The 26081-nt window shown below is 50.6% G+C and carries 32 protein-coding genes and 2 pseudogenes; 20 read left to right on the plus strand and 14 right to left on the minus strand.

Features of this window, described 5'->3' with window-relative positions; translation table 11 throughout:
- Positions 1 to 36 precede the first annotated feature (36 nt).
- The 3 genes from malG to malE all read right to left on the minus strand — a co-directional run bounded on the left by malG (position 37) and on the right by malE (position 3828).
- A complete protein-coding gene (malG, locus tag FEK42_RS16395; protein WP_001252058.1) occupies positions 37 to 927 on the minus strand; it encodes a maltose ABC transporter permease MalG in 891 nt (296 codons plus the stop codon).
- A 13-nt stretch (positions 928 to 940) separates the two neighbouring features.
- Complete coding sequence (gene malF, locus FEK42_RS16400) at positions 941 to 2485, minus strand: maltose ABC transporter permease MalF (protein ID WP_130205777.1); 1545 nt, start codon at positions 2483 to 2485, stop codon at positions 941 to 943.
- Between the two features lie 152 nt (positions 2486 to 2637).
- Positions 2638 to 3828 (minus strand): maltose/maltodextrin ABC transporter substrate-binding protein MalE, encoded by a 1191-nt coding sequence (gene malE, locus FEK42_RS16405; protein ID WP_130205779.1) that lies wholly within the window; start codon positions 3826 to 3828, stop codon positions 2638 to 2640.
- Positions 3829 to 4192: 364 nt separating this feature from the next.
- Between malE and malK the strand changes: the two genes are divergently transcribed.
- From malK to ubiA, 5 genes are all read left to right on the plus strand, one after another.
- Complete coding sequence (gene malK / locus FEK42_RS16410; protein WP_130205781.1) at positions 4193 to 5308, plus strand: maltose/maltodextrin ABC transporter ATP-binding protein MalK; 1116 nt, start codon at positions 4193 to 4195, stop codon at positions 5306 to 5308.
- Between the two features lie 71 nt (positions 5309 to 5379).
- Positions 5380 to 6720 (plus strand): maltoporin LamB, encoded by a 1341-nt coding sequence (lamB, locus tag FEK42_RS16415; protein WP_130205783.1) that lies wholly within the window; start codon positions 5380 to 5382, stop codon positions 6718 to 6720.
- 332 nt (positions 6721 to 7052) lie between these two features.
- Entirely contained in the window at positions 7053 to 7973 is a 921-nt protein-coding gene (gene malM, locus FEK42_RS16420) for a maltose operon protein MalM (RefSeq protein WP_135493247.1), read from the plus strand.
- Positions 7974 to 8151: 178 nt separating this feature from the next.
- Positions 8152 to 8649, plus strand: a complete 498-nt coding sequence (gene ubiC / locus FEK42_RS16425) for a chorismate lyase (RefSeq protein WP_064525550.1) — start codon at positions 8152 to 8154, stop codon at positions 8647 to 8649.
- Positions 8650 to 8661: 12 nt separating this feature from the next.
- A complete protein-coding gene (ubiA, locus tag FEK42_RS16430) occupies positions 8662 to 9534 on the plus strand; it encodes a 4-hydroxybenzoate octaprenyltransferase (protein WP_130205787.1) in 873 nt (290 codons plus the stop codon).
- A gap of 154 nt (positions 9535 to 9688) precedes the next feature.
- Here ubiA and plsB read toward each other — a convergent pair whose 3' ends face one another.
- A complete protein-coding gene (gene plsB / locus FEK42_RS16435) occupies positions 9689 to 12112 on the minus strand; it encodes a glycerol-3-phosphate 1-O-acyltransferase PlsB (protein ID WP_138211893.1) in 2424 nt (807 codons plus the stop codon).
- A 170-nt stretch (positions 12113 to 12282) separates the two neighbouring features.
- On the opposite strand from plsB, the gene dgkA reads away from it, so the two are divergent.
- The 4 genes from dgkA (at position 12283) to FEK42_RS16455 (ending at position 15092) form a co-directional block, all read left to right on the plus strand.
- A complete protein-coding gene (dgkA, locus tag FEK42_RS16440) occupies positions 12283 to 12651 on the plus strand; it encodes a diacylglycerol kinase (protein WP_000002907.1) in 369 nt (122 codons plus the stop codon).
- A 109-nt stretch (positions 12652 to 12760) separates the two neighbouring features.
- The gene (lexA, locus tag FEK42_RS16445) at positions 12761 to 13369 is read left to right on the plus strand and encodes a transcriptional repressor LexA (RefSeq protein ID WP_064525560.1); all 609 of its coding nucleotides are present in this window, start codon (positions 12761 to 12763) and stop codon (positions 13367 to 13369) included.
- A gap of 72 nt (positions 13370 to 13441) precedes the next feature.
- Positions 13442 to 14767: an MATE family efflux transporter DinF gene (gene dinF / locus FEK42_RS16450; RefSeq protein ID WP_135493248.1), complete on the plus strand. Its 1326-nt coding sequence runs from the start codon at positions 13442 to 13444 to the stop codon at positions 14765 to 14767.
- A gap of 115 nt (positions 14768 to 14882) precedes the next feature.
- Positions 14883 to 15092: a CsbD family protein gene (locus FEK42_RS16455; RefSeq protein ID WP_001030602.1), complete on the plus strand. Its 210-nt coding sequence runs from the start codon at positions 14883 to 14885 to the stop codon at positions 15090 to 15092.
- Between the two features lie 41 nt (positions 15093 to 15133).
- Here the strand turns inward: FEK42_RS16455 and zur are convergent, their stop codons facing one another.
- Positions 15134 to 15649: a zinc uptake transcriptional repressor Zur gene (gene zur / locus FEK42_RS16460; protein WP_130205794.1), complete on the minus strand. Its 516-nt coding sequence runs from the start codon at positions 15647 to 15649 to the stop codon at positions 15134 to 15136.
- 523 nt (positions 15650 to 16172) lie between these two features.
- On the opposite strand from zur, the gene FEK42_RS16465 reads away from it, so the two are divergent.
- Both FEK42_RS16465 and FEK42_RS16470 read left to right on the plus strand, forming a co-directional pair.
- Positions 16173 to 16646, plus strand: coding sequence for a type II toxin-antitoxin system antitoxin SocA domain-containing protein (locus FEK42_RS16465; protein ID WP_059242328.1), 474 nt, complete (start codon positions 16173 to 16175; stop codon positions 16644 to 16646).
- A gap of 22 nt (positions 16647 to 16668) precedes the next feature.
- Positions 16669 to 17217 (plus strand): hypothetical protein, encoded by a 549-nt coding sequence (locus FEK42_RS16470; RefSeq protein ID WP_135493249.1) that lies wholly within the window; start codon positions 16669 to 16671, stop codon positions 17215 to 17217.
- Positions 17218 to 17250: 33 nt separating this feature from the next.
- On the opposite strand, the gene FEK42_RS16475 is transcribed toward FEK42_RS16470, so the two are convergent.
- The 9 genes and pseudogenes from FEK42_RS16475 to FEK42_RS16520 all read right to left on the minus strand — a co-directional run bounded on the left by FEK42_RS16475 (position 17251) and on the right by FEK42_RS16520 (position 22113).
- Entirely contained in the window at positions 17251 to 17523 is a 273-nt protein-coding gene (locus tag FEK42_RS16475) for a pyocin activator PrtN family protein (protein ID WP_001093911.1), read from the minus strand.
- Between the two features lie 36 nt (positions 17524 to 17559).
- Positions 17560 to 18132 carry a 3'-5' exonuclease gene (locus FEK42_RS16480; RefSeq protein ID WP_135493311.1) on the minus strand — a complete coding sequence of 191 codons (573 nt, stop codon included), beginning with the start codon at positions 18130 to 18132 and terminating at the stop codon, positions 17560 to 17562.
- Entirely contained in the window at positions 18132 to 18500 is a 369-nt protein-coding gene (locus FEK42_RS16485; protein ID WP_135493250.1) for a DUF551 domain-containing protein, read from the minus strand. The genes FEK42_RS16480 and FEK42_RS16485 overlap by 1 nt, the downstream gene beginning before the upstream one ends.
- A complete protein-coding gene (locus FEK42_RS16490) occupies positions 18500 to 18862 on the minus strand; it encodes a hypothetical protein (RefSeq protein ID WP_135493251.1) in 363 nt (120 codons plus the stop codon). The genes FEK42_RS16485 and FEK42_RS16490 overlap by 1 nt, the downstream gene beginning before the upstream one ends.
- On the minus strand, positions 18853 to 19389 hold the full coding sequence (gene yfdR / locus FEK42_RS16495; RefSeq protein ID WP_097508965.1) for a 5'-deoxynucleotidase: 537 nt from the start codon (positions 19387 to 19389) through the stop codon (positions 18853 to 18855). The genes FEK42_RS16490 and yfdR overlap by 10 nt, the downstream gene beginning before the upstream one ends.
- A gap of 128 nt (positions 19390 to 19517) precedes the next feature.
- Positions 19518 to 20342, minus strand: coding sequence for a DUF2303 family protein (locus FEK42_RS16500; protein ID WP_000081287.1), 825 nt, complete (start codon positions 20340 to 20342; stop codon positions 19518 to 19520).
- 65 nt (positions 20343 to 20407) lie between these two features.
- Positions 20408 to 20770, minus strand: a complete 363-nt coding sequence (yfdP, locus tag FEK42_RS16505; protein WP_000135682.1) for a protein YfdP — start codon at positions 20768 to 20770, stop codon at positions 20408 to 20410.
- Positions 20771 to 20784: 14 nt separating this feature from the next.
- A pseudogene (locus FEK42_RS16510) lies at positions 20785 to 20934 on the minus strand (hypothetical protein); the annotation flags it as partial.
- 504 nt (positions 20935 to 21438) lie between these two features.
- Positions 21439 to 22113 carry a LexA family transcriptional repressor gene (locus FEK42_RS16520; RefSeq protein WP_000859462.1) on the minus strand — a complete coding sequence of 225 codons (675 nt, stop codon included), beginning with the start codon at positions 22111 to 22113 and terminating at the stop codon, positions 21439 to 21441.
- A 90-nt stretch (positions 22114 to 22203) separates the two neighbouring features.
- On the opposite strand from FEK42_RS16520, the gene FEK42_RS16525 reads away from it, so the two are divergent.
- The 9 genes and pseudogenes from FEK42_RS16525 to FEK42_RS16560 form a co-directional block, all read left to right on the plus strand.
- Positions 22204 to 22404, plus strand: coding sequence for a YdaS family helix-turn-helix protein (locus tag FEK42_RS16525; RefSeq protein ID WP_000649477.1), 201 nt, complete (start codon positions 22204 to 22206; stop codon positions 22402 to 22404).
- A gap of 43 nt (positions 22405 to 22447) precedes the next feature.
- Positions 22448 to 22999 (plus strand): protein YmfL, encoded by a 552-nt coding sequence (gene ymfL / locus FEK42_RS16530; RefSeq protein ID WP_000515860.1) that lies wholly within the window; start codon positions 22448 to 22450, stop codon positions 22997 to 22999.
- Between the two features lie 145 nt (positions 23000 to 23144).
- On the plus strand, positions 23145 to 23324 hold the full coding sequence (locus tag FEK42_RS23065) for a DUF4222 domain-containing protein (RefSeq protein ID WP_001341559.1): 180 nt from the start codon (positions 23145 to 23147) through the stop codon (positions 23322 to 23324).
- A complete protein-coding gene (locus FEK42_RS16535) occupies positions 23254 to 23832 on the plus strand; it encodes an ash family protein (protein ID WP_240783160.1) in 579 nt (192 codons plus the stop codon). Before FEK42_RS23065 ends, FEK42_RS16535 begins: the two co-directional genes overlap by 71 nt.
- Complete coding sequence (locus FEK42_RS16540; protein WP_072837645.1) at positions 23825 to 24061, plus strand: hypothetical protein; 237 nt, start codon at positions 23825 to 23827, stop codon at positions 24059 to 24061. Before FEK42_RS16535 ends, FEK42_RS16540 begins: the two co-directional genes overlap by 8 nt.
- Positions 24058 to 24876 (plus strand): helix-turn-helix domain-containing protein, encoded by an 819-nt coding sequence (locus FEK42_RS16545; RefSeq protein WP_131162413.1) that lies wholly within the window; start codon positions 24058 to 24060, stop codon positions 24874 to 24876. Before FEK42_RS16540 ends, FEK42_RS16545 begins: the two co-directional genes overlap by 4 nt.
- A 2-nt stretch (positions 24877 to 24878) precedes the next feature.
- Positions 24879 to 25358 (plus strand): PerC family transcriptional regulator, encoded by a 480-nt coding sequence (locus tag FEK42_RS16550; RefSeq protein WP_138211892.1) that lies wholly within the window; start codon positions 24879 to 24881, stop codon positions 25356 to 25358.
- On the plus strand, positions 25358 to 26011 hold the full coding sequence (locus FEK42_RS16555) for a phage N-6-adenine-methyltransferase (protein WP_001409632.1): 654 nt from the start codon (positions 25358 to 25360) through the stop codon (positions 26009 to 26011). Before FEK42_RS16550 ends, FEK42_RS16555 begins: the two co-directional genes overlap by 1 nt.
- A pseudogene (locus FEK42_RS16560) lies at positions 26008 to 26081 on the plus strand (LexA family transcriptional regulator); the annotation flags it as partial. The gene FEK42_RS16555 and the pseudogene FEK42_RS16560, both read left to right, overlap by 4 nt.

Below are 26081 nucleotides of genomic sequence, written 5' to 3' on the forward strand. Positions count from 1 at the left end.
AGGGTCTAGCGGCATAACATTGGCAGAACAACATCTTTAACCTTTCACACCACCTGCCGTCAGGCCGTTAACCAGCCAGCGTTGAGCCAGCAAGAAGACGATGGTGATGGGTAATGCAGACATCACGGCAGCGGCAGCAAAGTCGCCCCACAGGTAGTTTTGCGGGTTGAGGTATTGCTGCATACCCACGGCCAGGGTGTAACTGTTCACGTCACGCAGTAACAACGACGCGACCGGAACTTCGGTAATGGCAGCGATAAACGACAGGATGAACACCACCGCCAGAATCGGTACAGATAATGGCAACAGGACGAGGCGGAAGGCCTGCCACGGCGTCGCACCATCCAGCGCCGCTGCTTCTTCCAGCGAACTGTCGATGGTTTCGAAATAGCCTTTAATCGTCCAGACGTGCAGCGCAATCCCCCCCAGGTACGCGAAGATCACGCCGCCGTGAGTATTCAGGCCGATGAACGGAATGTACTCACCCAGACGATCAAACAACGCATACAACGCCACCAGTGAGAGTACTGCCGGGAACATCTGGAAAATCAGCATCCCTTTCAGCAGCGTCGCTTTGCCAGGGAAGCGCATACGGGCGAAGGCATAAGCGCAGGTGGTGGAGAGCGCCACAATACCAATCGCGGAAATACCGGCGACCTTTACCGAGTTCCACAGCCACAGCAGTACCGGGAATGGCGGTGGCGTAATGCGGCCATCCGCCTGTTCAACGCTAAAACCTAACGCCAGTTTCCAGTGATCCCACGAGATTTGCTCCGGGATCAGGCTACCGGTCGCGAAGTTCCCCTGGCGCAGCGAGATGGCGACGACCATCAGCAGCGGGAACATAATTGCCGCGATAAAAAGTAGTAGTAGCAGGTGAGTAATAAACAAACGTGCTTTTTGCGATTTCGGTTGGACCATTGCCATTTTGTTATCTCCCTTAATCAAACTTCATTCGCGTGGCTTTCAGGTTCACTATCGCCAGCGCACCCACCAGCAGGAAGATCAGCGTGGCAATCGCCGCCGCCAGACCGAAGTCCTGACCCCCGCCGCCTTCAAAAGCGATACGGTAGGTGTAGTTAACGAGCAGGTCGGTATAACCGGCTGGCGTGGTCGTGCCAAGACGATCCGGGCCGCCGTTGGTTAACAGTTGAATCAGCACGAAGTTATTAAAGTTAAAGGCAAAGCTGGCGATCATTAGCGGTGTGAGCGGCTTGATCAGCAGCGGTAGCGTAATTTTGAAGAAGTTCTGCAACGGACCTGCGCCATCCATCGCTGAGGCCTCATACAGATCGTCCGGAATCGCTTTCAGCAAGCCCATGCAGAGGATCATCATGTACGGATAACCCAGCCAGGTGTTGACGATAATCAGCATCGTTCTGGCGGTGGTTGGATCGCTGAACCAGGCGGGCTTCACACCAAACAGCGCGCTCAACATCATGTTGATTTCACCAAAGCTCTGGTTGAACAATCCTTTGAAAATCAAAATTGAAATAAACGATGGCACCGCGTAGGGCAGAATCAGCAGGACGCGATAGACAGCTTTGCCGCGCAACGCTTCCCACTGCACCAGACACGCCAGCACCATGCCGACCGCCACCGTTAAAAAGACGGTGATAAGTGAGAACACTACGGTCCAGACGAAAATTGCAAGGAACGGTTTTTGGATCCCTTCGTCGGTGAAGACGCGGGTAAAGTTTTTCCAGCCAGTAGTCACGGTATAACCCGGGCTGAGTTTTTCGTCACCCCAGTTGCCGTCAGCAGTGATGGACTGGTAAAAACCAATCTGGTCGTTTGGACGATATTTTACGCCACTCTGGTTATTGGTCAGCGTACCGTCATCGCCTAATGTGTACAGCGGCTGAGTGCCGGAGAACTGGCGCAGGGAGCTCATCATCACTTTGTTGCCATCCGGCAGAATGGCGGTAATGTTGCTCAGGGCTTGACGATTCTGGGTAATCACGCGCAGATTCGCACGCTCGCCTTCAGGCTGCGTGGCGCTTTCTTTCAGTTGCAGTTTTTGCTCGCCGCCAAATTTAAAGGCGTCGGAGAGATAATTTTTGCCGGTTTCGCCGTCGGTGAGCGCCAGTTGCCACTCGTCACCCGCGGGATAAAGACCAAAGTTATAGGTTTTCCCTGCCTGCCAGGCGCGGTCCAACAGAACTTCCTGAGCGCGTTCAAAGGTAAGCTGGTTGGTGCTGCTGTAGTTGGTGAAGGCGATGGCGATGGTGCAGACCAGAGGGAAGAGAACGAATAGCCCCATCCCGGCCATTCCCGGGTAGACATAGCGCCAGGCGTAGGCTTTACGATTGGCGAAAATATAGAGCCCCGCTGAGCTCAAAATTAGCGTGGTAATGGCGAACAGGTATTCCCCTTGTGCGTACATTAAAACAACAAGGTAACCCACCAGCAGGCCGAGCAGACCTAACACTGACCATTTCAGCGCGTCGCTTTGCCACCAATGTTTCTTTTTAATGACATCCATGGGGTTCTTCCTCATTCCAGGACAGATAAGGCGTTTACGCCGCATCCGGCAACAACTGCCTGATGCGACGCTGATGCGTCTTATCAGGCCTACATACGTTTTATTTTCGTAGGCCGGATAAGGCGTTCACGCCGCATCCGGCATTTCAGGCATTACTTAGTGATACGACCCTGTGCATCTTTCAGCGCGGCATCAACGGTCTGACGACCACTGGCTGCGTTGATTACTGCGGTACGCACGGCATACCAGAAGGCGGACATCTGCGGGATGTTCGGCATGATTTCACCGTTCTTGGCGTTATCCATGGTGGCGGCGATGCGTTGATCTTTCGCCAGCTGATCCTGGTAAGACTTCAGCGCCACGGCACCCAGCGGTTTGTCTTTATTCACCGCTTCCAGACCTTCGTCGGTCAGCAGGTAGTTTTCGAGGAACTCTTTCGCCAGCTCTTTGTTCGGACTGGCCGCGTTAATGCCTGCGCTCAGCACGCCAACGAACGGTTTGGACGGTTGTCCCTTGAAGGTTGGCAGCATCGTCACACCGTAGTTCACTTTGCTGGTGTCGATGTTAGACCATGCCCACGGACCATTAATGGTCATCGCAGTTTCACCTTTGTTAAAGGCTGCCTCTGCAATGGAGTAGTCAGTATCCGCATTCATGTGTTTGTTTTTTATCAGATCAACCAGGAAGGTCAGACCCGCTTTCGCGCCAGCGTTATCCACGCCAACGTCTTTCACGTTGTATTTGTCGTTTTCATACTTGAACGCATAACCACCGTCGGCAGCAATCAGCGGCCAGGTAAAGTACGGTTCTTGCAGGTTGAACATCAGCGCGCTCTTACCTTTCGCTTTCAGTTCTTTATCCAGCGCCGGGATCTCTTCCCAGGTTTTTGGCGGGTTCGGCAGCAGATCTTTGTTATAAATCAGCGATAACGCTTCAACGGCAACCGGGTAAGCAATGAGTTTGCCGTTAAAACGCACGGCATCCCAGGTGAATGGATAAATCTTGTCCTGGAGCGCTTTGTCCGGAGAGATTTCAGCTAACAGACCAGACTGGGCATAGCCGCCAAAGCGGTCGTGCGCCCAGAAGATGATGTCCGGACCATCGCCAGTTGCCGCAACCTGGGGGAATTTCTCTTCCAGCTTATCCGGATGCTCAACGGTGACTTTAATTCCGGTATCTTTCTCGAATTTCTTACCGACTTCAGCAAGGCCGTTGTAGCCTTTATCGCCGTTGATCCAGATTACCAGCTTACCTTCTTCGATTTTGGCGAGAGCCGAGGCGGAAAACATCATCGTCGTTAAAACAGATAATGCGAGGATGCGTGCACCTGTTTTTATTTTCATAATCTCTGGTCCTTGTTGGTGAAGTGCTTGTGAAAACGCCTAAACGGACTCTAGTTTCTTTATACGGCAACCTCTTTCCATCCTCCTTGCCCCTACGCCCCACCTTCGTTTTGTGTGATCCATGTCGCAGAAACGGCAGTATTGCGGGAGGGCGCACACAAAATCGCCATGTTTTTTGCAAGCAACATCACGAATTTCCTTACTTTCCTTCGGATTAGTACGCAGACACCACCTTCTCATCCTCCCGCCTCCTCCCCCATAAAAAAGCCTGGGGGTGGAGGATTTAAGCTATCTGTCGATCAAGCATAGTCACCGCATCATGAATGTTGCTGTCGATGACAGGTTGTAACGAAGGGAGAAGGGCATGGCGAGCGTACAGCTGCAAAATGTAACGAAGGCCTGGGGGGATGTGGTGGTATCGAAAGATATCAACCTCGAGATCCACGAAGGTGAGTTCGTGGTGTTTGTCGGGCCATCTGGCTGCGGTAAATCAACGTTACTGCGCATGATTGCCGGTCTTGAGACGATCACCAGCGGCGACCTGTTCATCGGTGAGAAACGAATGAACGATACCCCGCCAGCCGAACGCGGCGTCGGCATGGTGTTCCAGTCCTATGCGCTCTATCCCCATCTGTCAGTGGCAGAAAACATGTCCTTTGGCCTGAAACTGGCGGGCGCGAAGAAAGAGGTGATCAACCAGCGCGTTAACCAGGTGGCGGAAGTACTGCAACTGGCGCACTTGCTTGATCGCAAACCGAAGGCACTCTCCGGCGGGCAGCGTCAGCGAGTGGCGATTGGTCGAACGCTGGTGGCAGAGCCAAGCGTGTTTTTACTTGATGAACCGCTATCCAACCTTGACGCTGCGCTGCGTGTGCAGATGCGTATCGAAATCTCCCGCCTGCATAAACGTCTGGGCCGCACGATGATTTACGTCACCCACGATCAGGTCGAAGCGATGACGCTGGCCGATAAAATCGTGGTGCTGGATGCCGGGCGCGTGGCGCAGGTCGGGAAACCTCTCGAACTGTATCACTATCCGGCAGACCGCTTTGTCGCAGGTTTTATTGGTTCGCCGAAAATGAACTTCCTGCCGGTAAAAGTGACCGCCGTTGCAATCGATCAAGTCCAGGTTGAGCTGCCGATGCCAAACCTCCAGCAAGTCTGGCTTCCGGTTGAAAGCCACAACGTTCAGGTCGGAGCCAACATGTCACTGGGCATTCGCCCGGAACATCTACTGCCAAGTGATATCGCCGACGTCATCCTTGAAGGTGAAGTTCAGGTCGTCGAGCAACTCGGCAACGAAACCCAAATTCATATCCAGATCCCTTCCATTCGTCAAAACCTGGTGTACCGCCAGTCTGACGTGGTGTTGGTAGAAGAAGGTGCCACATTCGCTATCGGCCTGCCGCCAGAGCGTTGCCATCTGTTCCGTGAGGATGGCACTGCATGTCGTCGACTGCATCAGGAGCCGGGCGTTTAAGCACCCTACAAAAGACACAAAACCTGTGACAGGTGATGTGAAAAAAGAAAAGCAATGACTCAGGAGATAGAATGATGATTACTCTGCGCAAACTTCCTCTGGCGGTTGCCGTCGCAGCGGGCGTAATGTCTGCTCAGGCAATGGCTGTGGATTTCCACGGTTACGCTCGTTCCGGTATCGGCTGGACAGGGAGTGGCGGTGAACAACAGTGTTTCCAGACCACTGGTGCTCAAAGTAAATACCGTCTTGGCAACGAATGTGAAACTTATGCTGAATTAAAATTGGGTCAGGAAGTGTGGAAAGAGGGCGATAAGAGCTTCTATTTCGACACTAACGTGGCCTATTCCGTCGCGCAACAGAATGACTGGGAAGCCACTGATCCGGCCTTCCGTGAAGCGAACGTGCAGGGTAAAAACCTGATTGAATGGCTGCCTGGTTCCACCATCTGGGCGGGTAAGCGTTTCTATCAACGTCATGACGTTCATATGATCGACTTCTACTACTGGGATATTTCTGGTCCTGGTGCCGGTCTGGAAAACATCGATGTTGGCTTCGGTAAGCTCTCTCTGGCTGCAACCCGCTCTTCTGAAGCAGGTGGTTCTTCCTCGTTCGCCAGCAACAATATCTATGACTACACCAACGAAACTGCGAACGATGTCTTCGACGTGCGTTTAGCGCAGATGGAAATCAACCCAGGCGGTACGTTAGAACTGGGTGTCGACTACGGTCGCGCTAACCTGCGTGATAACTATCGTCTGGTTGATGGCGCATCGAAAGACGGTTGGTTATTCACTGCTGAACATACTCAGAGCATCCTGAAGGGCTTCAACAAGTTTGTTGTTCAGTACGCAACTGACTCGATGACCTCGCAGGGTAAAGGTCTGTCACAGGGCTCTGGCGTCGCGTTTGATAACGAACACTTTGCCTACAACATCAACAACAACGGTCACATGCTGCGTATTCTTGATCATGGTGCGATCTCGATGGGCGACAACTGGGACATGATGTACGTGGGTATGTATCAGGATATCAACTGGGATAACGATAACGGCACCAAGTGGTGGACCGTCGGTATTCGCCCGATGTACAAGTGGACGCCAATCATGAGCACTTTGATGGAGATCGGCTACGACAACGTCGAATCCCAGCGCACTGGCGACAAGAACAATCAGTACAAAATTACCCTCGCACAACAATGGCAGGCTGGCGACAGCATCTGGTCACGCCCGGCTATTCGTGTCTTCGCAACCTACGCCAAGTGGGATGAGAAATGGGGCTATGACTACAACGGTAGTTCCTCTTCCAACCCGAACTACGGTAAAGCCGTTCCGGCGAGCTTCGAAGGTGGTAGCTTCGGTCGCGGTGATAGCGACGAGTGGACCTTCGGCGCCCAGATGGAAATCTGGTGGTAATAGCAATGTGTATGCCGGATAAGGTGCTTGCGCCGCATCCGGCAACCAACGCCTGATGCGACGCTGCCGCGTCTTATCAGGCCTACAACAGCTGCCGAATGTAGGCCGGATAAGGCGTTTACGCCGCATGCGGCAACCAACGCCTGATGCGACGCTGCCGCGTCTTATCAGGCCTACAACTGTTGCCGAATGTAGGCCGGATAAGGCGTTTACGCCGCATCCGGCATAAAAACACGTTGCCATTATCTATAAGGGGCGCAAGCCCCTCTGATTATCGGTTTAGCGCGCTATTGCCTGGCTACCGCTGAACTCCAGATTTTGAGGTGAAAACAATGAAAATGAATAAAAGTCTCATCGCCCTCTGTTTATCAGCAGGGTTGCTGGCGAGCGCGCCTGGAATTAGCCTCGCCGACGTCAACTACGTACCGCAAAACACCAGTGACGCGCCTGCCATTCCATCTGCTGCGCTGCAACAATTAACTTGGACACCCGTCGATCAATCCAAAACTCAGACTACCCAGTTAGCGACTGGCGGCCAACGGTTGAACGTTCCTGGTATCAGTGGCCCGGTTGCGGCATACAGCGTTCCGGCAAACATTGGCGAACTGACCCTTACGCTGACCAGCGAAGTGAACAAACAAACCAGTGTATTTGCGCCGAACGTGCTGATTCTTGATCAAAACATGACGCCATCTGCCTTCTTCCCCAGCAGTTATTTCACTTACCAGGAACCTGGCGTCATGAGCGCCGATCGTCTGGAAGGAGTGATGCGCCTGACACCAGCACTGGGGCAACAAAAACTGTATGTTCTGGTCTTTACCACGGAAAAAGATCTCCAGCAGACGACGCAACTGCTCGACCCGGCAAAAGCCTATGCCAAAGGTGTTGGTAACTCGGTGCCAGATATTCCAGATCCGGTTGCCCGTCATACCACTGATGGCCTGCTGAAACTGAAAGTGAAAACCAACTCCAGCTCCAGCGTGTTGGTGGGGCCGTTATTTGGTTCTTCCGCCCCAGCTCCGGTTACGGTAGGCAACACGGCGGCACCAACCGTGGCTGCACCCGCTCCGGCGCCAGCGAAGAAAAGCGAACCGATGCTCAACGACACGGAAAGTTATTTTAATACCGCGATCAAAAACGCTGTCGCGAAAGGTGATGTTGATAAGGCGTTAAAACTGCTTGATGAAGCTGAACGTCTGGGATCGACATCTGCCCGTTCCACCTTTATCAGCAGTGTAAAAGGCAAGGGGTAAGTACGCCCCACAGTGCTGATTTTGCAACAACTGGTGCGTCTTCGGGCGCACCTTTTTTTCTCCCTCCCAGTGATTGTTGCGTTTTTGTTGCGTATTAGATCACTTAATATGCTTTACATCTCCCGTTATCGCTTTTCTGCGATACAATGCCTTTACGTTATGTAACGGAGAGTTCGGCATGTCACACCCCGCGTTAACGCAACTGCGTGCGCTGCGCTATTTTGCAGAGATCCCTGCGCTGGAACCGCAACTGCTCGACTGGTTGTTGCTGGAAGATTCCATGACTAAACGTTTTGAACAGCAGGGAAAAACGGTGAGCGTAACGATGATCCGTGAAGGGTTTGTCGAGCAGAATGAAATCCCCGAAGAATTACCGCTGCTGCCGAAAGAGCCCCGTTACTGGTTACGAGAAATATTGTTATGTGCTGATGGTGAACCCTGGCTCGCCGGACGTACCGTCGTTCCTGTGTCAACGTTAAGTGGCCCCGAGCTGGCGTTACAAAAATTAGGTAAAACGCCGTTAGGCCGCTATCTGTTCACATCATCGACATTAACCCGGGACTTTATTGAGATAGGCCGTGATGCCGGATTGTGGGGGCGACGTTCCCGCCTGCGATTAAGCGGTAAGCCACTGCTGCTGACCGAGCTGTTTTTACCGGCGTCACCGTTGTACTAAGAGGAAAAAAATATGGAGTGGAGTCTGACGCAAAATAAGCTGCTGGCGTTTCACCGCTTAATGCGTACGGATAAGCCAATTGGCGCGTTACTGCTGCTCTGGCCAACGTTATGGGCGCTGTGGGTGGCGACCCCAGGTGTTCCCCAACTCTGGATCCTGGCGGTGTTTGTCGCAGGCGTCTGGCTGATGCGCGCCGCCGGTTGCGTGGTGAATGACTATGCTGACCGTAAGTTTGACGGCCATGTTAAGCGCACGGCAAACCGACCACTTCCCAGCGGTGCGGTTACGGAGAAAGAGGCGCGAACGCTATTTGTGGTGCTGGTGCTGCTTTCGTTCTTACTGGTATTGACACTGAACACGATGACCATTCTGTTGTCGATTGCCGGACTGGCGCTGGCGTGGGTTTACCCGTTTATGAAGCGGTATACCCATTTACCGCAAGTGGTGCTGGGTGCGGCGTTTGGTTGGTCGATTCCAATGGCTTTTGCCGCTGTGAGTGAATCGGTGCCGTTAAGCTGCTGGCTGATGTTCCTTGCCAATATTCTGTGGGCGGTGGCTTACGACACGCAATATGCGATGGTCGACCGTGACGATGACGTGAAGATTGGTATTAAATCCACCGCAATTCTGTTCGGCCAATACGATAAGTTGATTATCGGTATTTTGCAGATTGGCGTACTGGCGCTGATGGCAATCATCGGTGAGTTAAATGGCTTAGGCTGGGGATATTACTGGTCAATTCTGGTGGCTGGCGCTCTGTTTGTTTATCAACAAAAACTGATTGCCAACCGCGAGCGTGAAGCCTGCTTTAAAGCATTTATGAATAATAACTATGTTGGCCTGGTGCTGTTTTTAGGGCTGGCAATGAGTTACTGGCATTTCTGATGATGTAAAAAAGCCGGATGATCATCCGGCTTTCTTCTGGGCTGCCTGATGCGCTGCGCTTATCAGGCCTACACAATAAATCGCAATTTATTGAATTTGCAGATTATGGTCGGCCGGATAAGGCGTTTGCGCCGCATCCGGCAACTCTCACCGATTACCCTTCGCTTTGCGTCGCACTCTCAATCGTCAAACGTACATCTGACGTAATCAACTCCGCCAGCAACTGATAGACCTTCATCGTCTCTGCCGGTTCGGCGTCGCCGCTGTCGCTGATATACCCTTCATCACGCAGCGTCAGTACCAGAGAACTGAATACTGCTTTGTCGAAGAACTCTGGCGCGTTGATGCCGTGAAGCACGGAGAGACGTTGCGCCACGGTGCGGCTCTCTTTCTCCAGCGTACCGCGGTTGATCGACGGGTTGGCGCTCAGCAGCCAGAAAGTGATGGCATAACGTTGCAGCGTTTCGCGCGCGCCTGCGGCCAGCAACTGAAGCGTGCGGGAATGCGCTGGGTTGATATGCAATTCATCATTTTGCAGCGTAATCAGCCCCTGACGTTGCATTTCATTCGCCAGCGCATCAATAACGCCCGGCAACTCGTCGCGCTCCCAGCGCAGGAACAGCTCCGCTTTCAGCATCGGATACAGCACATTGACGTGCTCCATCAATACGTCGCGAGAGATGTGGCGATGCTGGGTGACAATTGCCGCCATCAGCGAAGGCAGCACCAACATATGCGCAATGTTGTTGCGATAGTAGGTCATCAGCACTGCTTGCTCGCGCGGCAGAATGATGATGTCGCCGATAGTATCCTTCTCAACTTCAAACTTGTTCATCTGCAGCGCGTGATCGATAAGCTCGCTGGCACTGGCTGAAGGAACGGTAGAGTCCGTGGAGTAAGGCACGTTGCGCATCAAATCCAGATAGCAGTTGAGTTGCTCGGTTAACTGCTCGCGGGTGAGTGAGCGCTGACGTGACGCCAGAAGTGCAGTACAGCACAGGTTCATGGCGTTAGCCGCGCCCGCGTTGTTAATGCGTACCATCAGATCGGCAGCAATGTTATTGACCGTCGGCGTTAACCAGGCCGGACGCACCGCTTCGATGGGATCGATAGATTCACGCCAGTCTGGCACGTGCTGGTTAAGGTAGGTCATCAACGGCATTGGTTCACCGAAGTTGACATAGCCTTGACCGAGATTACGCAGCTTGCTTAAACCGCGCAGCATCTGCAGCAGGCTCTCTTTCTCTTTCGTTGCCCCGCGCAGTTCTTTGGCGTAAGTACCCACTTCCATGACGTGCTCATAACCGATGTAGATCGGAATCAGCGTAATCGGACGTGTGCCGCCACGCAGCATCGCCTGAATGGTCATCGACAGCGTACCGGTTTTCGGGTCCAGCAAACGGCCTGTACGCGAACGACCGCCTTCCACAAAGTACTCGACGGAATAACCACGGCTGAACAGTTCGCCGAGATACTCACGGAAAACCGTGGAATAGAGTTTATTGCCTTTAAACGTGCGGCGAATAAAGAACGCACCCAGACGGCGGAAAATCGGCCCGGCAGGCCAGAAATTCAGGTTGATCCCGGCGGCGATATGCGGCGGCACCAGCCCCTGGTGATACAGCACGTAAGAAAGCAGCAGGTAGTCCATGTGGCTGCGGTGGCAAGGCACATACACCAGCTCATGACCGTCGTGGGCCAACTGGCGAACGCGCTCGGCGTTATGGACGTTGATGCCCTGATAAAGTCGGTTCCAGGTGAAGCCCAGAATACGGTCAGTCAGGCGGATCATCTCGTAAGAGAAGTTCGCAGCAATCTCTTCCATCAGTGCAATAGCATTCTGCTGCGCTTTTTCATGGGAGATTTTTTTGCTGCGCGCTTCGTCTTCTACCGCTTTGGCAATGGCGCGGGAGGCGAGCAGTTTGTTAAACAGATCCTGACGAGCTGGCAGGCGCGGCCCTACGGCAGCCAGACGCTGGCGGGCAAAGTGCATACGCGCCACGCGTGCCAGTTTTTGGGCGATGGTTTTATCCGTGCCGTGTTCATCCGCCATACGGCGCAGCGAAACTGACGGAGAGAAGCGCACAAAACTGTCGCGACCGAGCCATAGCACGGCGAAAAATTTCTGTACGCCGTTGAGCATGCGCAGTGGCGGGTTAACTTCACCTTTTTCGCGCCCCGGCGCACGACCAAACATCACCGATACCGGCACCATCTGCACATCCAGATTTGGGTTGCTGCGGTGCAGATCGAGATAGTCGTGGAACAGCTTAATAGACTCTTCTTTCGGTGTGTAATAGGTGAAAACACGCGGCCCGCCATGAATAAACACATAGCGCGGTAGTAACGTGCCGTCTATTTCCAGCGGCTCTAATGGGTCAGGCAGGTCGTGCGCCAGGCACTGGGCGCGCAACGTCAGCAAATCCGCTTTTGAGTTGTACGGTAAAACGTACATAATTGGACGAGAGGTATCGAGTCCCAGTTCCGGGGCAGGATCTGCCGGAATAGACTTGCTTTTTACCAGGATGCTTAATGGTAAATTCAGTAATTTGTAGTAAATTCGTGGCCAGCCGGACATAAACGATGTAAAGCCTCTGGTTAATAATGCAAATGCGCGGGAAGGATAGCAGAAAGTCATGGGAAATTCTGTGGTATCCGCTCATGTTTCGCGCGACGTTACGCTAACCGTAATCTTCGGATTCAACGGTACACTGATATTGACGCTCATAATGTAAAAAGGTTCTTTCGATGGCCAATAATACCACTGGATTCACCCGAATTATCAAAGCTGCTGGCTATTCCTGGAAAGGTTTACGTGCCGCATGGATCAACGAAGCGGCATTCCGTCAGGAAGGCGTGGCGGTATTGTTGGCAGTTGTTATTGCCTGTTGGCTGGATGTGGATGCAATAACCCGAGTATTGCTTATTAGTTCTGTCATGCTGGTGATGATTGTGGAAATTCTCAATAGTGCCATCGAAGCGGTGGTTGACCGTATTGGCTCTGAATACCATGAGCTTTCCGGGCGGGCGAAAGATATGGGCTCTGCCGCGGTGCTGATCGCTATTATCGTCGCCGTGATTACCTGGTGCATTCTGTTATGGTCGCATTTTGGATAACCCTTCCAGAATTCGATAAATCTCTGGTTTATTGTGTAGTTTATGGTTCCAAAATCACCTTTTGCTGTATATACTCACAGCATAACTGTATATACACCCAGGGGGCGGAATGAAAGCGTTAACGGCCAGGCAACAAGAGGTGTTTGATCTCATCCGTGATCACATCAGCCAGACAGGTATGCCGCCGACGCGTGCGGAAATCGCGCAGCGTTTGGGGTTCCGTTCCCCAAATGCGGCAGAAGAACATCTGAAGGCGCTGGCACGCAAAGGCGTTATTGAAATTGTTTCCGGCGCATCGCGCGGGATTCGTCTGTTGCAGGAAGAGGAAGAAGGGTTGCCGCTGGTGGGTCGTGTGGCTGCCGGTGAACCGCTTCTGGCGCAGCAGCATATTGAAGGTCATTATCAGGTCGATCCTTCCCTGTTCAAACCGAATGCCGATTTCCTGCTGCGCGTCAGTGGGATGTCGATGAAAGATATCGGCATTATGGACGGCGACTTGCTGGCAGTGCATAAAACCCAGGATGTGCGTAATGGTCAGGTCGTTGTCGCGCGTATAGATGACGAAGTTACCGTTAAGCGTCTGAAAAAACAGGGTAATAAAGTCGAACTTCTGCCAGAAAATAGCGAGTTTAAACCCATTGTCGTTGACCTTCGTCAGCAGAGCTTCAGCATTGAAGGGCTGGCGGTTGGTGTTATTCGCAACGGCGACTGGCTGTAATCTATCTCTGATACCGCGATGCCGCCTGGCATCGCGGTTTGTTTTTAATCTCTCTTCATCAGGCTTGTCTGCATGGCATTCCTCACTTCATCTGATAAGGCACTCTGGCATCTGGCTTTACCCATGATTTTCTCCAATATCACCGTTCCCTTGCTGGGACTGGTTGATACGGCGGTCATTGGTCATCTTGATAGTCCGGTTTATCTGGGCGGCGTGGCGGTTGGCGCAACGGCGACCAGTTTTCTCTTTATGCTGTTGCTGTTTTTGCGTATGAGCACTACCGGGCTTACTGCACAGGCTTATGGTGCCAAAAATCCTCAGGCATTGGCGCGTGCACTGGTGCAGCCGTTGCTGCTGGCACTGGGGGCCGGAGCGTTGATTGCCTTACTGCGTACGCCGATTATCGAGCTGGCGCTGCATATTGTTGGTGGTAGCGAAGCGGTTCTGGAACAGGCGCGGCGCTTTCTTGCAATCCGCTGGTTAAGCGCACCGGCGTCGCTGGCGAATCTGGTGCTGCTCGGCTGGTTGCTCGGCGTGCAATATGCCCGCGCGCCAGTGATTTTGTTAGTGGTTGGCAATATCCTCAACATTGTGCTGGATGTCTGGCTGGTGATGGGGCTGCATATGAACGTGCAGGGCGCGGCGCTGGCGACGGTTATTGCGGAATATGCAACATTGATGATTGGTCTGCTAATGGTGCGTAAAATCCTCAAACTACGTGGCATCTCCGGCGAAATGCTGAAAACTGCCTGGCGAGGAAACTTCCGTCGCTTGCTGGCGCTTAACCGCGACATTATGCTGCGCTCACTGCTGCTACAACTCTGTTTTGGCGCAATAACGGTTCTTGGGGCGCGGCTGGGGAGCGATATTATCGCCGTCAACGCAGTCCTGATGACGCTACTCACCTTTACCGCTTATGCGCTGGATGGTTTTGCCTACGCGGTTGAAGCCCACTCCGGTCAGGCGTATGGTGCGCGCGACGGTAGCCAGTTACTGGATGTCTGGCGCGCAGCATGCCGCCAGTCGGGGATCGTGGCATTGCTGTTTTCGGTGGTTTATTTGCTGGCGGGTGAACATATCATCGCGTTGCTAACGTCGTTAACTCAGATTCAGCAACTGGCCGATCGCTACCTAATCTGGCAGGTTATTTTACCGCTGGTAGGAGTCTGGTGTTATCTGCTGGATGGTATGTTTATTGGCGCAACGCGCGCTGCCGAAATGCGCAATAGTATGGCAGTCGCAGCAGCAGGGTTCGCTTTGACGCTACTGACGTTGCCGTGGTTGGGTAACCATGGTTTATGGCTGGCGTTAACCGTCTTTCTGGCGCTGCGCGGGCTTTCACTGGCGGTTATCTGGCGTCGTCACTGGCGTAATGGAACCTGGTTTTCAGCAACATGACGGTTAAAAGTTCTGAATAAATAATCCTAAGCCAAATTCCTGACTACACTTAATCCCACGTTCAGAAGAAAAGTGAGCGTACACTCATTCACCACCTAACGATGAGGATTTGAATATGAATAAAGACGAAGTCGGCGGTAACTGGAAACAGTTCAAAGGTAAAGTGAAAGAGCAATGGGGCAAACTGACCGATGATGACATGACGGTCATTGAAGGTAAGCGTGACCAGTTAGTGGGTAAAATCCAGGAACGTTACGGTTACCAGAAAGATCAGGCAGAAAAAGAGGTTGATAGCTGGGAAAAACGCCATGATTACCGCTGGTAATTAATCCCTCCTGCCCGACGTGTACAAGGATGTACGCCCTCTTAACGCGGTTTCTTTTTAACCTGCACAGAGTGATCATGCTGGCACTGTTCAGGATGACGACACGCTTCAACTTCCACACATGCCGCACAGAGACCATGTGCTTCAATCACATTATGCCGCAGGGCAAAACCCATTTTTGCCGCCAGCGTATGCATAATGTCTTCCACGCCTTCTGCACACTCTTCTTTCACTGCGCCGCAGCGATCGCAAATAAACATGGCTGAAGTATGCGTAGGCTGATCGAACAGATGACAGAGCACATAACTGTTGGTGGATTCCACCTTATGCACAAAACCTTGTTCAAGCAGAAAATCGAGCGCGCGATAAACCGTCGGCGGCTTGGCTTGCGGCTCGGCTTCGCGCAGCAAATCAAGTAGATCGTAGGCGCTGATAGCCCCTTCTTGCAGGCTCATCAGGCGCAGCACTTCGAGACGTTGCGGTGTCAGGCGCACATTACGCTGCGCGCAGAGTTTTTCAGCCTGCGCCAATAACTCCTGCGTTGTGGTCTTTTCCATTGTGCACCTCGAAAGTGGGGTTAAGAATGTCCTTACTTTACCATAATTCTCACTTAAACACCGACAACCGGGCATCGAAGCTGCCACATTGCCTGATCGCATATTCGTTATGCTATAGTAGCGCCCCCAATTCACCAGATGCTTAAAAAATCGCCATGTCAGCAGAATCACAAACCGCTTATCCCGCATACCGTTTCTCTATTGCTCCTATGCTCGATAGGATGTATCGTTTTTGAAAAACAATTGGTTATGTGTTTTGTGGGAGCCTATTGGGAACCTATCAAAAGATTTTTTGTCATAAACAGTGTGAGGTGCAAAACACTGTGATGGTAGCTTTGTTGACATCGCAACGTCTGCATGTATAATTCGCCACCAATTTGTAACCTGTGTATATGTACAGTTGTTTACTGGTTATAAACACAGTGAATTGCTCTTGCAATCTTCCAAAATTTTTTTGTTCGTGCTAGGTTGAGATAACAGTGATGATACTGTTTGCACATTCAGTGTAATGAGGAGGGTGGTTATGTACAGCCCGGTACAAATAGCCAATAAATTCATAACGTTGGGAAACCAACATCATAATCCTCTGACCCACATGCAACTGCAGAAGCTTACTTATATTGCCCATGGTTACTATTTAGCATTAACAGGTAAGCCTTTGCTCAACGAATGTGTCTCTGCGTGGAAGTACGGTCCGGTTATTCCCGGAATGTACGATGCTTTCAAAGATTATGGGAATAAGCCTGTTACGAATGTAGCAGTAGCTCCTTTTGGTGGCATTGTTACTATGGATCCGCAAGCAGAGAGCATTATAGGGGCTGTTTATAAATTTTACGGCTCGAAAAATGGAATTGAGTTATCAACTCTAACTCATATGCCAGGTACGCCTTGGTCACAAACTTATAATGGTATTGGCTCGTCAATCATCCCAGATGATGCGATCAAGACTTATTATCATGATTTATTGAATAACCGACAGCAATGTCAGGGCCTCTGAAAAAGTAATATTCAGGGATGACATGTCTCGCAATTCAGATATCTATAAACTTATCGGAGCGGCTGCAGGTGTTGAAAATGGTCGCTCTGAAGCATCCTTAAACTATACTGACAGTCAAGAACAGGTTTTTAAATCTGCATTTGAGCCGTCTAATCATGAGAGCGATGATGATTCTTCTTCAGAAAATAAAGCTATTCTGGAGGAAGAAGAGTTTGGTTCTAATACAGGTGCATTGCATGAGTTTATGCAGCAGCACAGAATGGACAGTCTTCAAGCTCAGCTTGATATGCTCAAATCACAAGTACGCGATAAGATAGCTGACGCAACTGGTAAAGAAATAGACAATGAACTTCGGACAAAAATGGCATCATTCACGGTTTGGTTTATGTCGTGGTGGTGCTTATTTGTAGCCGTAATGTTTGTATCGTTTCTTATTGCTCATGAAGGAAAGCCTCCAGTTGAAGCAATCGTTGCATTACTAGGTACAAGTACAATTAGCATTGTTGGTTTGGTTGGCTTCGTTGTTAGTGGATTGTTCAAATCAAGAAAAGATGGCGATAAAGAAAAATAACCCGTATATACACGGGTTATTCATGGTTTTAGTTTAGTTATATTTTTGTTTATCCGTTCTGACCTTTTCCCACTCAGCTCGTCCTTCTTCTCGTCTTTTGTCTATGTATTCCGCAAGATCCTGAATATTGATGCAACGTTTTGCTTTTTGTGATGTGCCGATGCGATATGTTGGAACAGGTAACTTACAAGCATTTGCTTTTGCTTCTGCTGTGGCTGGACTCATACCAAAGTACTTTTGGCTAACTGCTGAGAGTTCAATGTTTGGGGTATTGAATTCAGCCATCAGTAAAAACAAGGTGTTCATAATTTTCTCCATCAAAACCGGCTGCACCCGGGAAAATCATAATTCTGTGCTGGTGGCAGGAATTAATTTCTGCCAGATAGCGGAAACATATTTTGCCTGATGACGGGCATCAGCCAGGGCGTTGTGCCGTTCGCCATCGAAAGGCATGTCCATTTTTGGGTCGAATCCGATGGAACGCCCAAGCGTAACGATCGTGCGTACATCGTGATCATTCCAGTACGCCCATGGGCAGATTTGTCCAGCTCGCTCATAAGCTCCGCGTAAAATTACGTTGTCGAAGTTGGCTCCGTTACCCCAGACTTTTAAATATTTCGTATTGTCTGCGTGCCGATTAATGAAATGGCTCAGTTCAGAGAGTGCATCGCTGATCGACAAAGCATCATCAATACAGATTGCAGCTCGTGCTTCAGGGCTTTGTTTCAACCACCACAGGATGGTATCGCCGTCAGGTGTAGCCCCTTGCTCCATAGCACTGTCCAGGCTGACAACCGTATAGAATTCTTGTCCGATGTCTCCGGTTTCTGGGGTGAAGAACACCGCGCCAACGGAAACGATCGGTGCATCTTTATTTTTCCCCATCGTCTCAAGGTCGATCATTAAGTTGTTCATCACTCCACCTCCTGCTTCGGTTCTTGTATCGGCATCCATCTGATTACATCGCAATTACTTAGGTTGATGTCATCTCCAAGCCATCCTTGACCTTCAGACCAGCATTGCACGTAATACCCGCCTTCTGTGTCCACTACGCACCACTGCGCGTCGTTCGGCATTCGCTCACTACAGCTTATCCAACCAGCCGGAGTTACCGGAGAGTTGCCAGATAGCTCGTTCAACTTGTAAGTCTGGCTTACAGGTTCGGCTTCCAGCGAAGCTAACGCTATTTCATAAGCACGGCGCTCAATATTGTCTCGAACGTCCAGGCTCCCAATTCGCTCTTTGATTTCTTTAATCAGTTCTTTGTCGGTAAACGTGATCATTATGCTCCAGCCTCCGGTGCTTTCGGCATTACTGCCCAGTGAGTGATATTGACGTTTTCAAGGTCCCCGACCTGAAATGTCCACTGCCATTCTCCGGTTTCTTTTTGCCCCCAGGTGTACCAGAGAGAACGCCAGCCAATTAGCCAGCCTTCTCCGTTAGCATCGAATAACAAAACACTTTCATTTGCTGGTGGCAGTGCAGTTGACACTGGTATTACTTTGTTTTCCAGTGCCGCACATTTAGCTTCAAGCGCATCGAATTTACGCACCAGGTATTCAGCATCTGTTTCATTCACTTTCAGGTCTCGCGGTACACATCTCCCACGAAGAAACCCTTCCATTTCGAAAACATTCATGCGCATTTGCGTAACTCCGATAACTCGTTAAAACGTTCCATAAACATCCCGTAGGCATGGCCCGGTGCCAGTGGAATCACTTTGAACATATCTGTTGCCGGGATACCTTCCAGTACAGGCCAGAAAGAGCCATCATCAAGCCCGAGATCGCGGCGTTCGGTTGCCAGCATAATGAGATCGGCATATTTCACTGGCGTGCTCATAACCGGAGGTAACCCGTATTTCTCACGGATTACGGCGTCTATTTTTTCTTCCATCCGTTTATAGTCAGGAAGAAGGCGTTTCAGTGGTGCGGGGATGTCCTGGCAATACGCTTCTGTTGCATCATGCATTAACGCTTCAAAAGCAAATTCCTGCGGCACCAGCTGGCTGCAAAGCACCGCATGTTGGGCGACGCTGTAGAAGTGAGAAAGATGACCGGCAAAGCGGCAGATATTTGAAAGGGAAACCGCGATATCGTTAATAACGATGTCGTCTTTATTTATCTTGTCATAATAAAAATGCTTCCCGGAAAAAGTTTTAATAAATGACATTTCGTTCTCCACTTTATATGCGCTGCACCGCGCTGAATTTTGGTAAAAGGAAGCCCTCACCATCCGGCGATTATTGAGTAAATTATGTTTCCATAAATGCCCCCGCAGGGGCATTTGCAGTAATGAAATCAGGCGGTGAAAGTACCAATAAAGGTTTCTACTTTGCTGTCTTTGAATTTCTCAACAAGCAGATCACGAAATTCGTTAGCCATTTCTTCCTGCACCGCTTCCAGCTGAATAATGCGCAGAACCAGTACAGGACGATCGCCAGTGATAATGCTGAGGCGTAATTTAAACGGACGTTCTTTCAGGCCTTCAAACGGAACGCATTTAAATTCAAATGCCACTGGCATAATGTCTTTGGTTTTCGCTTCGACAGACTCCATCAGGGAGCGTTTGCCGCTGAAGTCATTATCTTCAAAATCAGCGGTCTGGTTTGCTTCAATCGTGATTTTACGGACCGCCGCAGCCGCTTTTGTTGCCTGAATAGCGTCACCATTAGCATCAAAGCCCACAAGATAGTCGGCCCAGTCTTCAATCCATTCTGCCAGTGACTTCTGGGAGTTACGCTCGCCGTTAACAGACAACAGAGCAGAGAACGGTGCTGTCTTTTTCAGTTTGAGAGTGGCGGTGTTATCTGCGTGACCTGGTTCATCAATAGTACCCAGGTTAAGCACACTGACGGCTCGCATATTATCGGCATCGATAAAGCAGCGGGTGCCTTCATCTGCAAGATCTTTAGAATAACGGGTAAAGTCATCGATGCTGGCAGTGGAAAGCGCACCACGGAAACGGAAGCGATTTAAATTAAATTTTTCCAGATCATGAATGCGGAAATTCTCAGGCAATGCCACAGCATCGGCACCAATCTTACTGATAATTTCATTAACACCCTGAGCAGAAATAAGGGCATGGATTTGATTAATTGCGGTTGCGTCTAAGTTCTGAGACATAATAAGTCCTCACTATATAAAGATATTCAGTGATGAGATAAATAATCAGTTTATTAAGAACGATATTAACGACCTGCTGCGCGGAGTTTTCCGTCAGGCTCACCGGCAAGAGTCAGTAATTGTCCTTGGTCTTCCTGCAGAATAGTCAGGCGACCACCGCGATTGACATACATCGGCGTTTCGGTGGTGTCTTCTTCGGAAATTTTCCCGCGGTTAGTCGGGCGAACATATGAGAGTTTGTGTTTGATTTTCACACGGTTCTCATCAAACGGTTCGATTTCCAGGTTGAGTGAGACCTTACCTTTGGTTTTCGTGTTCATCACACCGGAAGCGACTTCACTGAGAACTGCGCCGATTTTGGTTTCAAATACGCCGCCGTCCAGCTCCCCGATAAATGCCTGCACATCAGTACTGCGTTCGCTAGCCATTTTGCTGCTCCTCATCATATCGACCCTGCAAGGTCGGTTAGTTTCTCCACAAAACAGAGAAGAACACCTGCGGTGACAGCCGCCCGGATGGATTGGGTTATGAGCCCGTCGTCCGGTGATGCTCTTCTCTGTTTTGTAAAAAGAGCGGTACCAGCCGGAAGCAAGTGTACAAACTGGTACCGCCAAAGCAGTGGCTGTTGTGGCGGGATTGTCACTCAGGCGTATGGTCAGCCTGACAATCCGGTGTCCTCAACGGGGAAAGAGTAACCCCGCCATACTTACCGCCGCGCCATTTCGCGGATTACCACAACGCTGAGAGCACTTAGCCAGTTACGGCACCACACTTTGTCGCGGCTCCATAAATGCTCTTATCGTTGCACCCTGGTCTCTTCCCAGGCGTCAAACCGAATCGCCACGCTGGTTAGGCGTCTTATCAGCATCATCATTGACTTGCACATTCCGGCTACCTGGTTTGTTTGCCCGAGCAAGGAGTGGATTGTCCCCTTTAACGTCCCCAGACCGCTAACGACGCATGTGCCATACGCCGTGTTACAACCAAATTTTGTTTGAATCTTGCCTGTTGCATGTTTCTTTTGGATACATTATGTATCTCAAAGGTACATTGTCAAGTATAAAAAAACCTGCCGAAGCAGGTTCATAAATATTGATTAGGCCTTTATTTTGTATCTTCTTGGTTTTCCCGAGAAAATCACTGTACCAATTATAGAGCAATTACCGTTGATCTTAATGTAAGGTTCAGGCCAGTTTGGGTTTAATGCTTTGAGGTAACGCTGTGTTCCATCTTCTATCAACCGCTTGAAGGTGGTTTCGCCTGTATCGTGCATCAATGCAATAACGTCGTCACCGTGGCAGGCAGGGACTTCAGGATCAACAAAAATCATGTCTCCCGGGCGGTACTCATCAATCATTGAATCACCAATCACCCGCAAGATATAAGTCATTTCGCCACAGGGTACAGGGCAGGGATAAGTTTCTGCTGTGCTCAAATCAACCTCAGAATAGCCAACTTCTTTCCATGCTCCGGCCTGTACCCATGATATGACAGGGACTAACGTTATTTGTTTGTTAGTGATTGAAACATCAGGTTTTTTTGTGATGTTCGTTGTCTGGTGTTCTTGATCAAGCCATCCGACAGGCAGGTCGAAACATTTTTCGATGTGCCGTGCCATGCTGTCACCGATATTTTTAGTTGCACCATCTCCCATAAACCTGCTGGTCTGGGTTGGCTCGCGATCAATCATGGTGGCAAAGGAAGAATTCCCGCCAACACCATCTCTCAGTTTTCTGGCGTTAGACCGCCGGATGTCATGGACTGTTTTCATAATGAAATTAAAACCCTTGTACCGTTAAGGTACAAGTATCTTGAAGGTTCATTTTAATCATGTAATATGTACATCGGAGGTACATATTGTATGAAAGCGTATTGGGACTCTTTAACCAAAGAACAGCAGGGCGAGTTGGCCGGAAAAGTTGGCTCAACACCAGGCTACTTACGGCTGGTTTTCAATGGTTATAAAAAAGCCAGTTTTGTGCTGGCTAAAAAACTTGAGCAATGCACGTCAGGTGCAATTACGAAATCTGACTTAAGACCGGATATCTATCCGAAAGATTAACAGAACACCTTCAATTTTTAACCACAGAACGATGAGGCTAACCGTGGGTAAGCATCACTGGAAAGTAGAAAAACAGCCTGAGTGGTACGTGAAAGCTGTCAGAAAAACTATCGCGGCGTTGCCGGGGGGGTACGCTGAAGCTGCTGAGTGGCTGGATGTAACAGAGAACGCTTTATTCAACCGCCTTCGTGCAGATGGCGATCAGATTTTCCCGCTGGGATGGGCAATGATTTTACAGCGCGCGGCTGGCACTCACTACATTGCGGATGCTGTCGCACAGTCTGCTGGTGGGGTGTTTGTATCGCTTCCTGAAATTGAGGAAGTGGAGAACGCCGATATAAACCAGCGCCTGCTGGAAGTCATCGAACAGATCGGGAGTTACTCAAAGCAGATTCGTTCGGCAATCGAAGATGGGGTAGTGGAGCCACACGAGCAGACAGCAATTAATGATGAGTTGTATCTGTCAATTTCGAAGCTCCAGGAGCATGCAGCACTGGTCTACAAAATCTTTTGCGCTCCAGAAAAGAGTGACGCCCGCGAGTGTGCAGCTCCGGGCGTCGTGGCGTTTTGTGTCTGTGGAGAAACTAACGCATGAACAGTTTAACGGCAAATAACCGTTTGTCGCAACAGCAGGTGGTCAGCGTCGCTGAACACCTGTTGTTACGGCATGAATGCAGATTACCAAATCACCTGGCTGTAAGTAACCACAGAGAACTTTACCTGACTGTGGGGGGCGAGTTGTGCAGGAACTTAACCGCTGGTTTCGTGACGGAAGAGGGCTTTATGTCCATGTTATTCGTTGGGAGCCAGAAACACAGCGCGTTATCTATCTTCGCAAAGACTACCCGCATGAGTGTTTTAGTCCTTTGTGGAAATTCAGGCGTGATTTTGTTGAGTGTGAAGGACCACCAGCACATTGATTCTGCCATTCCGGGACGTTACACTGTTCAGGCACCTTATAAAGCGGGTGCCGGGATTGGCGTCCTGGAAATGTTATCGGCGATATATGACGCGCCAGCGTCTTTTTTATCGTCTGCGTCTGCGCACACCCAAATTATGGTGGGCTGGACGGGGGCACCGAAAGGTGCGCCGGTTTCCGATAACGCCGGTTACGCCAACCCCGTTCAGTTCACCACCAGCGAAATTGGCGTTTCCGGTGGTGAAGGTAATTCACTGTTATCGGAGGCTGCCATCATGGCTACTGTCCCAGCCCTCTCTCGTCTGAATGATGAAGACTTACATAAACTCAGTTATGTAACAACTGCACTACGTGCTCTGCGCAAGGTAACTCTTTCGGATCCGCAGGCGCATCAGGTTCTGGTAGAAACCCTTCTTAACTTGCAGGCTGAACGTATTCGTCTGGCGGATAAGGCTAATTTTCATATTCACCGTCTCCTGAATATCAGCGGAGGGCATCGTCATGCTTAATCCGTTGATCCTCAATATTTGCCGTTTGCTTCAGCGTAAAAAAACATCAATTCCTACAGTTGGGCAGTGGTACACCACGCCTGCAGGGCATGTTCTACGTGTTAGCCTGGTTGACCGTGAATGTCAGAAGGTGATTTGTGAACCGCTGGGCCGTAATTACCGAGTCAGTATGCCGCTTATAGCCTTTTGCTCCGGAAAAAACATGAAGCATCTCGGAGGTGCAGCATGAGTATGGAGCTGATGGTTAAAGCGATGAAAATTCGAGTGGGTAATCCATTGCGAAAACTGGTTCTGATCAAGCTGGCTGATAATGCCAGCGATCAGGGTGAGTGCTGGCCCAGCTACCAGCATATTGCTGACCAGTGCGAGATTAGCAAACGTTCTGTGATGAATCATATTGCGGCCCTTTGTGAGTCCGGGCTGGTAAAAAAAGTCACCCGGAAAGGTGAAAAAGGTAACTCAAGTAATATCTATCTCCTTCATCTGGATGGTGCAGGAGATTCACTAGGGGGTAGTGCAAATAATTCACTATCTGGTGCAGCAAATTCACCAGGTAGTGCAGGAGTTGCACCAGGGGGTAGTGCAGGAGATTCACCCAGAACCAGTCACTCTTTTGAACCAGTCAAAGAACCAGTCAATGAACCAATAGCTGTTGGTGAATCTGCTGATGAGTCTGTGCGGGTTCGTTCAAACCGACCGGAATACTCTCCGGAGTTTGAACAGGCATGGCTGGCATATCCCAAACGTGCTGGTGGCAATTCAAAATCTGCAGCCTTCAAAGCCTGGAAAGCCCGTTTGAATGAGGGGGTAAACCCCGAAACCATGCTGGAAGGTGTGAAACGCTACGCGGGCTGGATATCTGCGATGGGTAACAGCGGCACACAATTTGTTAAACAGGCTGTCACGTTCTTTGGTCCGGATCGTCATTTCGAAGAATCCTGGGAAGTTCCTGCGGTATCGGCAGCCAGATGCGAAGACCCGTACTTCAAAGCCAGTTACAACAATGTGGACTACAGCCAGATCCCGGCAGGATTCAGGGGGTGAGCATGAGCCTGATGAGTGAGATTCAAAAATTCATTGAAAGCAATCCTGGATGTACGACCGGTGATATTGCGAATGCGTTTGCATACTTTCCACGTCCCCGTGTACTGAATACGACCCGTAAGTTACGCCAGTGCAGACGTGTCGCTTATCGCAGTGAAGGCAAAACACACAGGCATTTTTCTCGCAAGGCTGTGTTGCCACCTGAGCCGGTGCTGAAGCATATGAGTGTGGCCAGTAAAAGCTACGTCGGCACTAATGATCAGCGGGTGATTTTGCGCCTGATTCAGCAGGCAGAAGATCTGGAGTCCAGAGGTTTATTCCGTCGTGCTGCAACGGTGTGGATGGAGGCATTCCGTGAAAGCCACTCCCAGTCAGAACGAAACAATTTTCTGGCGCGCCGTGAGCGGTGCTTACGGAAAAGCAGCAAGCGCGCTGTATCGGGTGATGAGTGGTATCTGTCAGGGAATTACGTGGGGGCTTAATGAGTAATAAATATTGCCAGGCGCTGGTGGAGCTGCGAAACAAACCAGCCCATGAACTGAAGGAAGTGGGCGATCAGTGGCGCACGCCGGACAACATTTTCTGGGGAATTAACACCCTGTTTGGCCCGTTTGTTCTGGATCTGTTCACTGACGGTGATAACGCCAAATGTGCCGCGTATTACACGGCGGAAGACAACGCGCTGGCGCATGACTGGTCAGAACGTCTTGCGGAGCTTAAAGGTGCTGCCTTTGGTAATCCCCCATACAGCCGCGCCAGTCAGCATGAGGGGCAATACATCACCGGCATGCGTTACATCATGAAACATGCCAGTGCCATGCGTGATAAGGGCGGGCGCTATGTTTTCCTGATCAAAGCTGCCACCAGCGAAGTGTGGTGGCCGGAAGACGCAGACCATATTGCTTTTATTCGCGGGCGTATTGGTTTTGAACTGCCTGCCTGGTTTATCCCGAAGGATGAGAAGCAGGTGCCGACAGGCGCTTTCTTCGCTGGTGCTATTGCTGTTTTCGACAAGACCTGGAAGGGAGCGGCAATCAGCTACATCGGGCGCGATGAACTTGAGGCATGTGGTGAGGCCTTTCTGGCGCAGGTTCGCCAGCAGGCTGAAAAACTGGTCAGGGAGATGGCGGCATGACGACGTTAACTCAATGCCAGCAGCAGGTGCTGGATATGCTGATTTCTTACCAGAAAGAGCGTGGCTTTCC

It is taken from the genome of Escherichia sp. E2748, assembly GCF_005781125.1.
Lineage (GTDB): Bacteria > Pseudomonadota > Gammaproteobacteria > Enterobacterales > Enterobacteriaceae > Escherichia.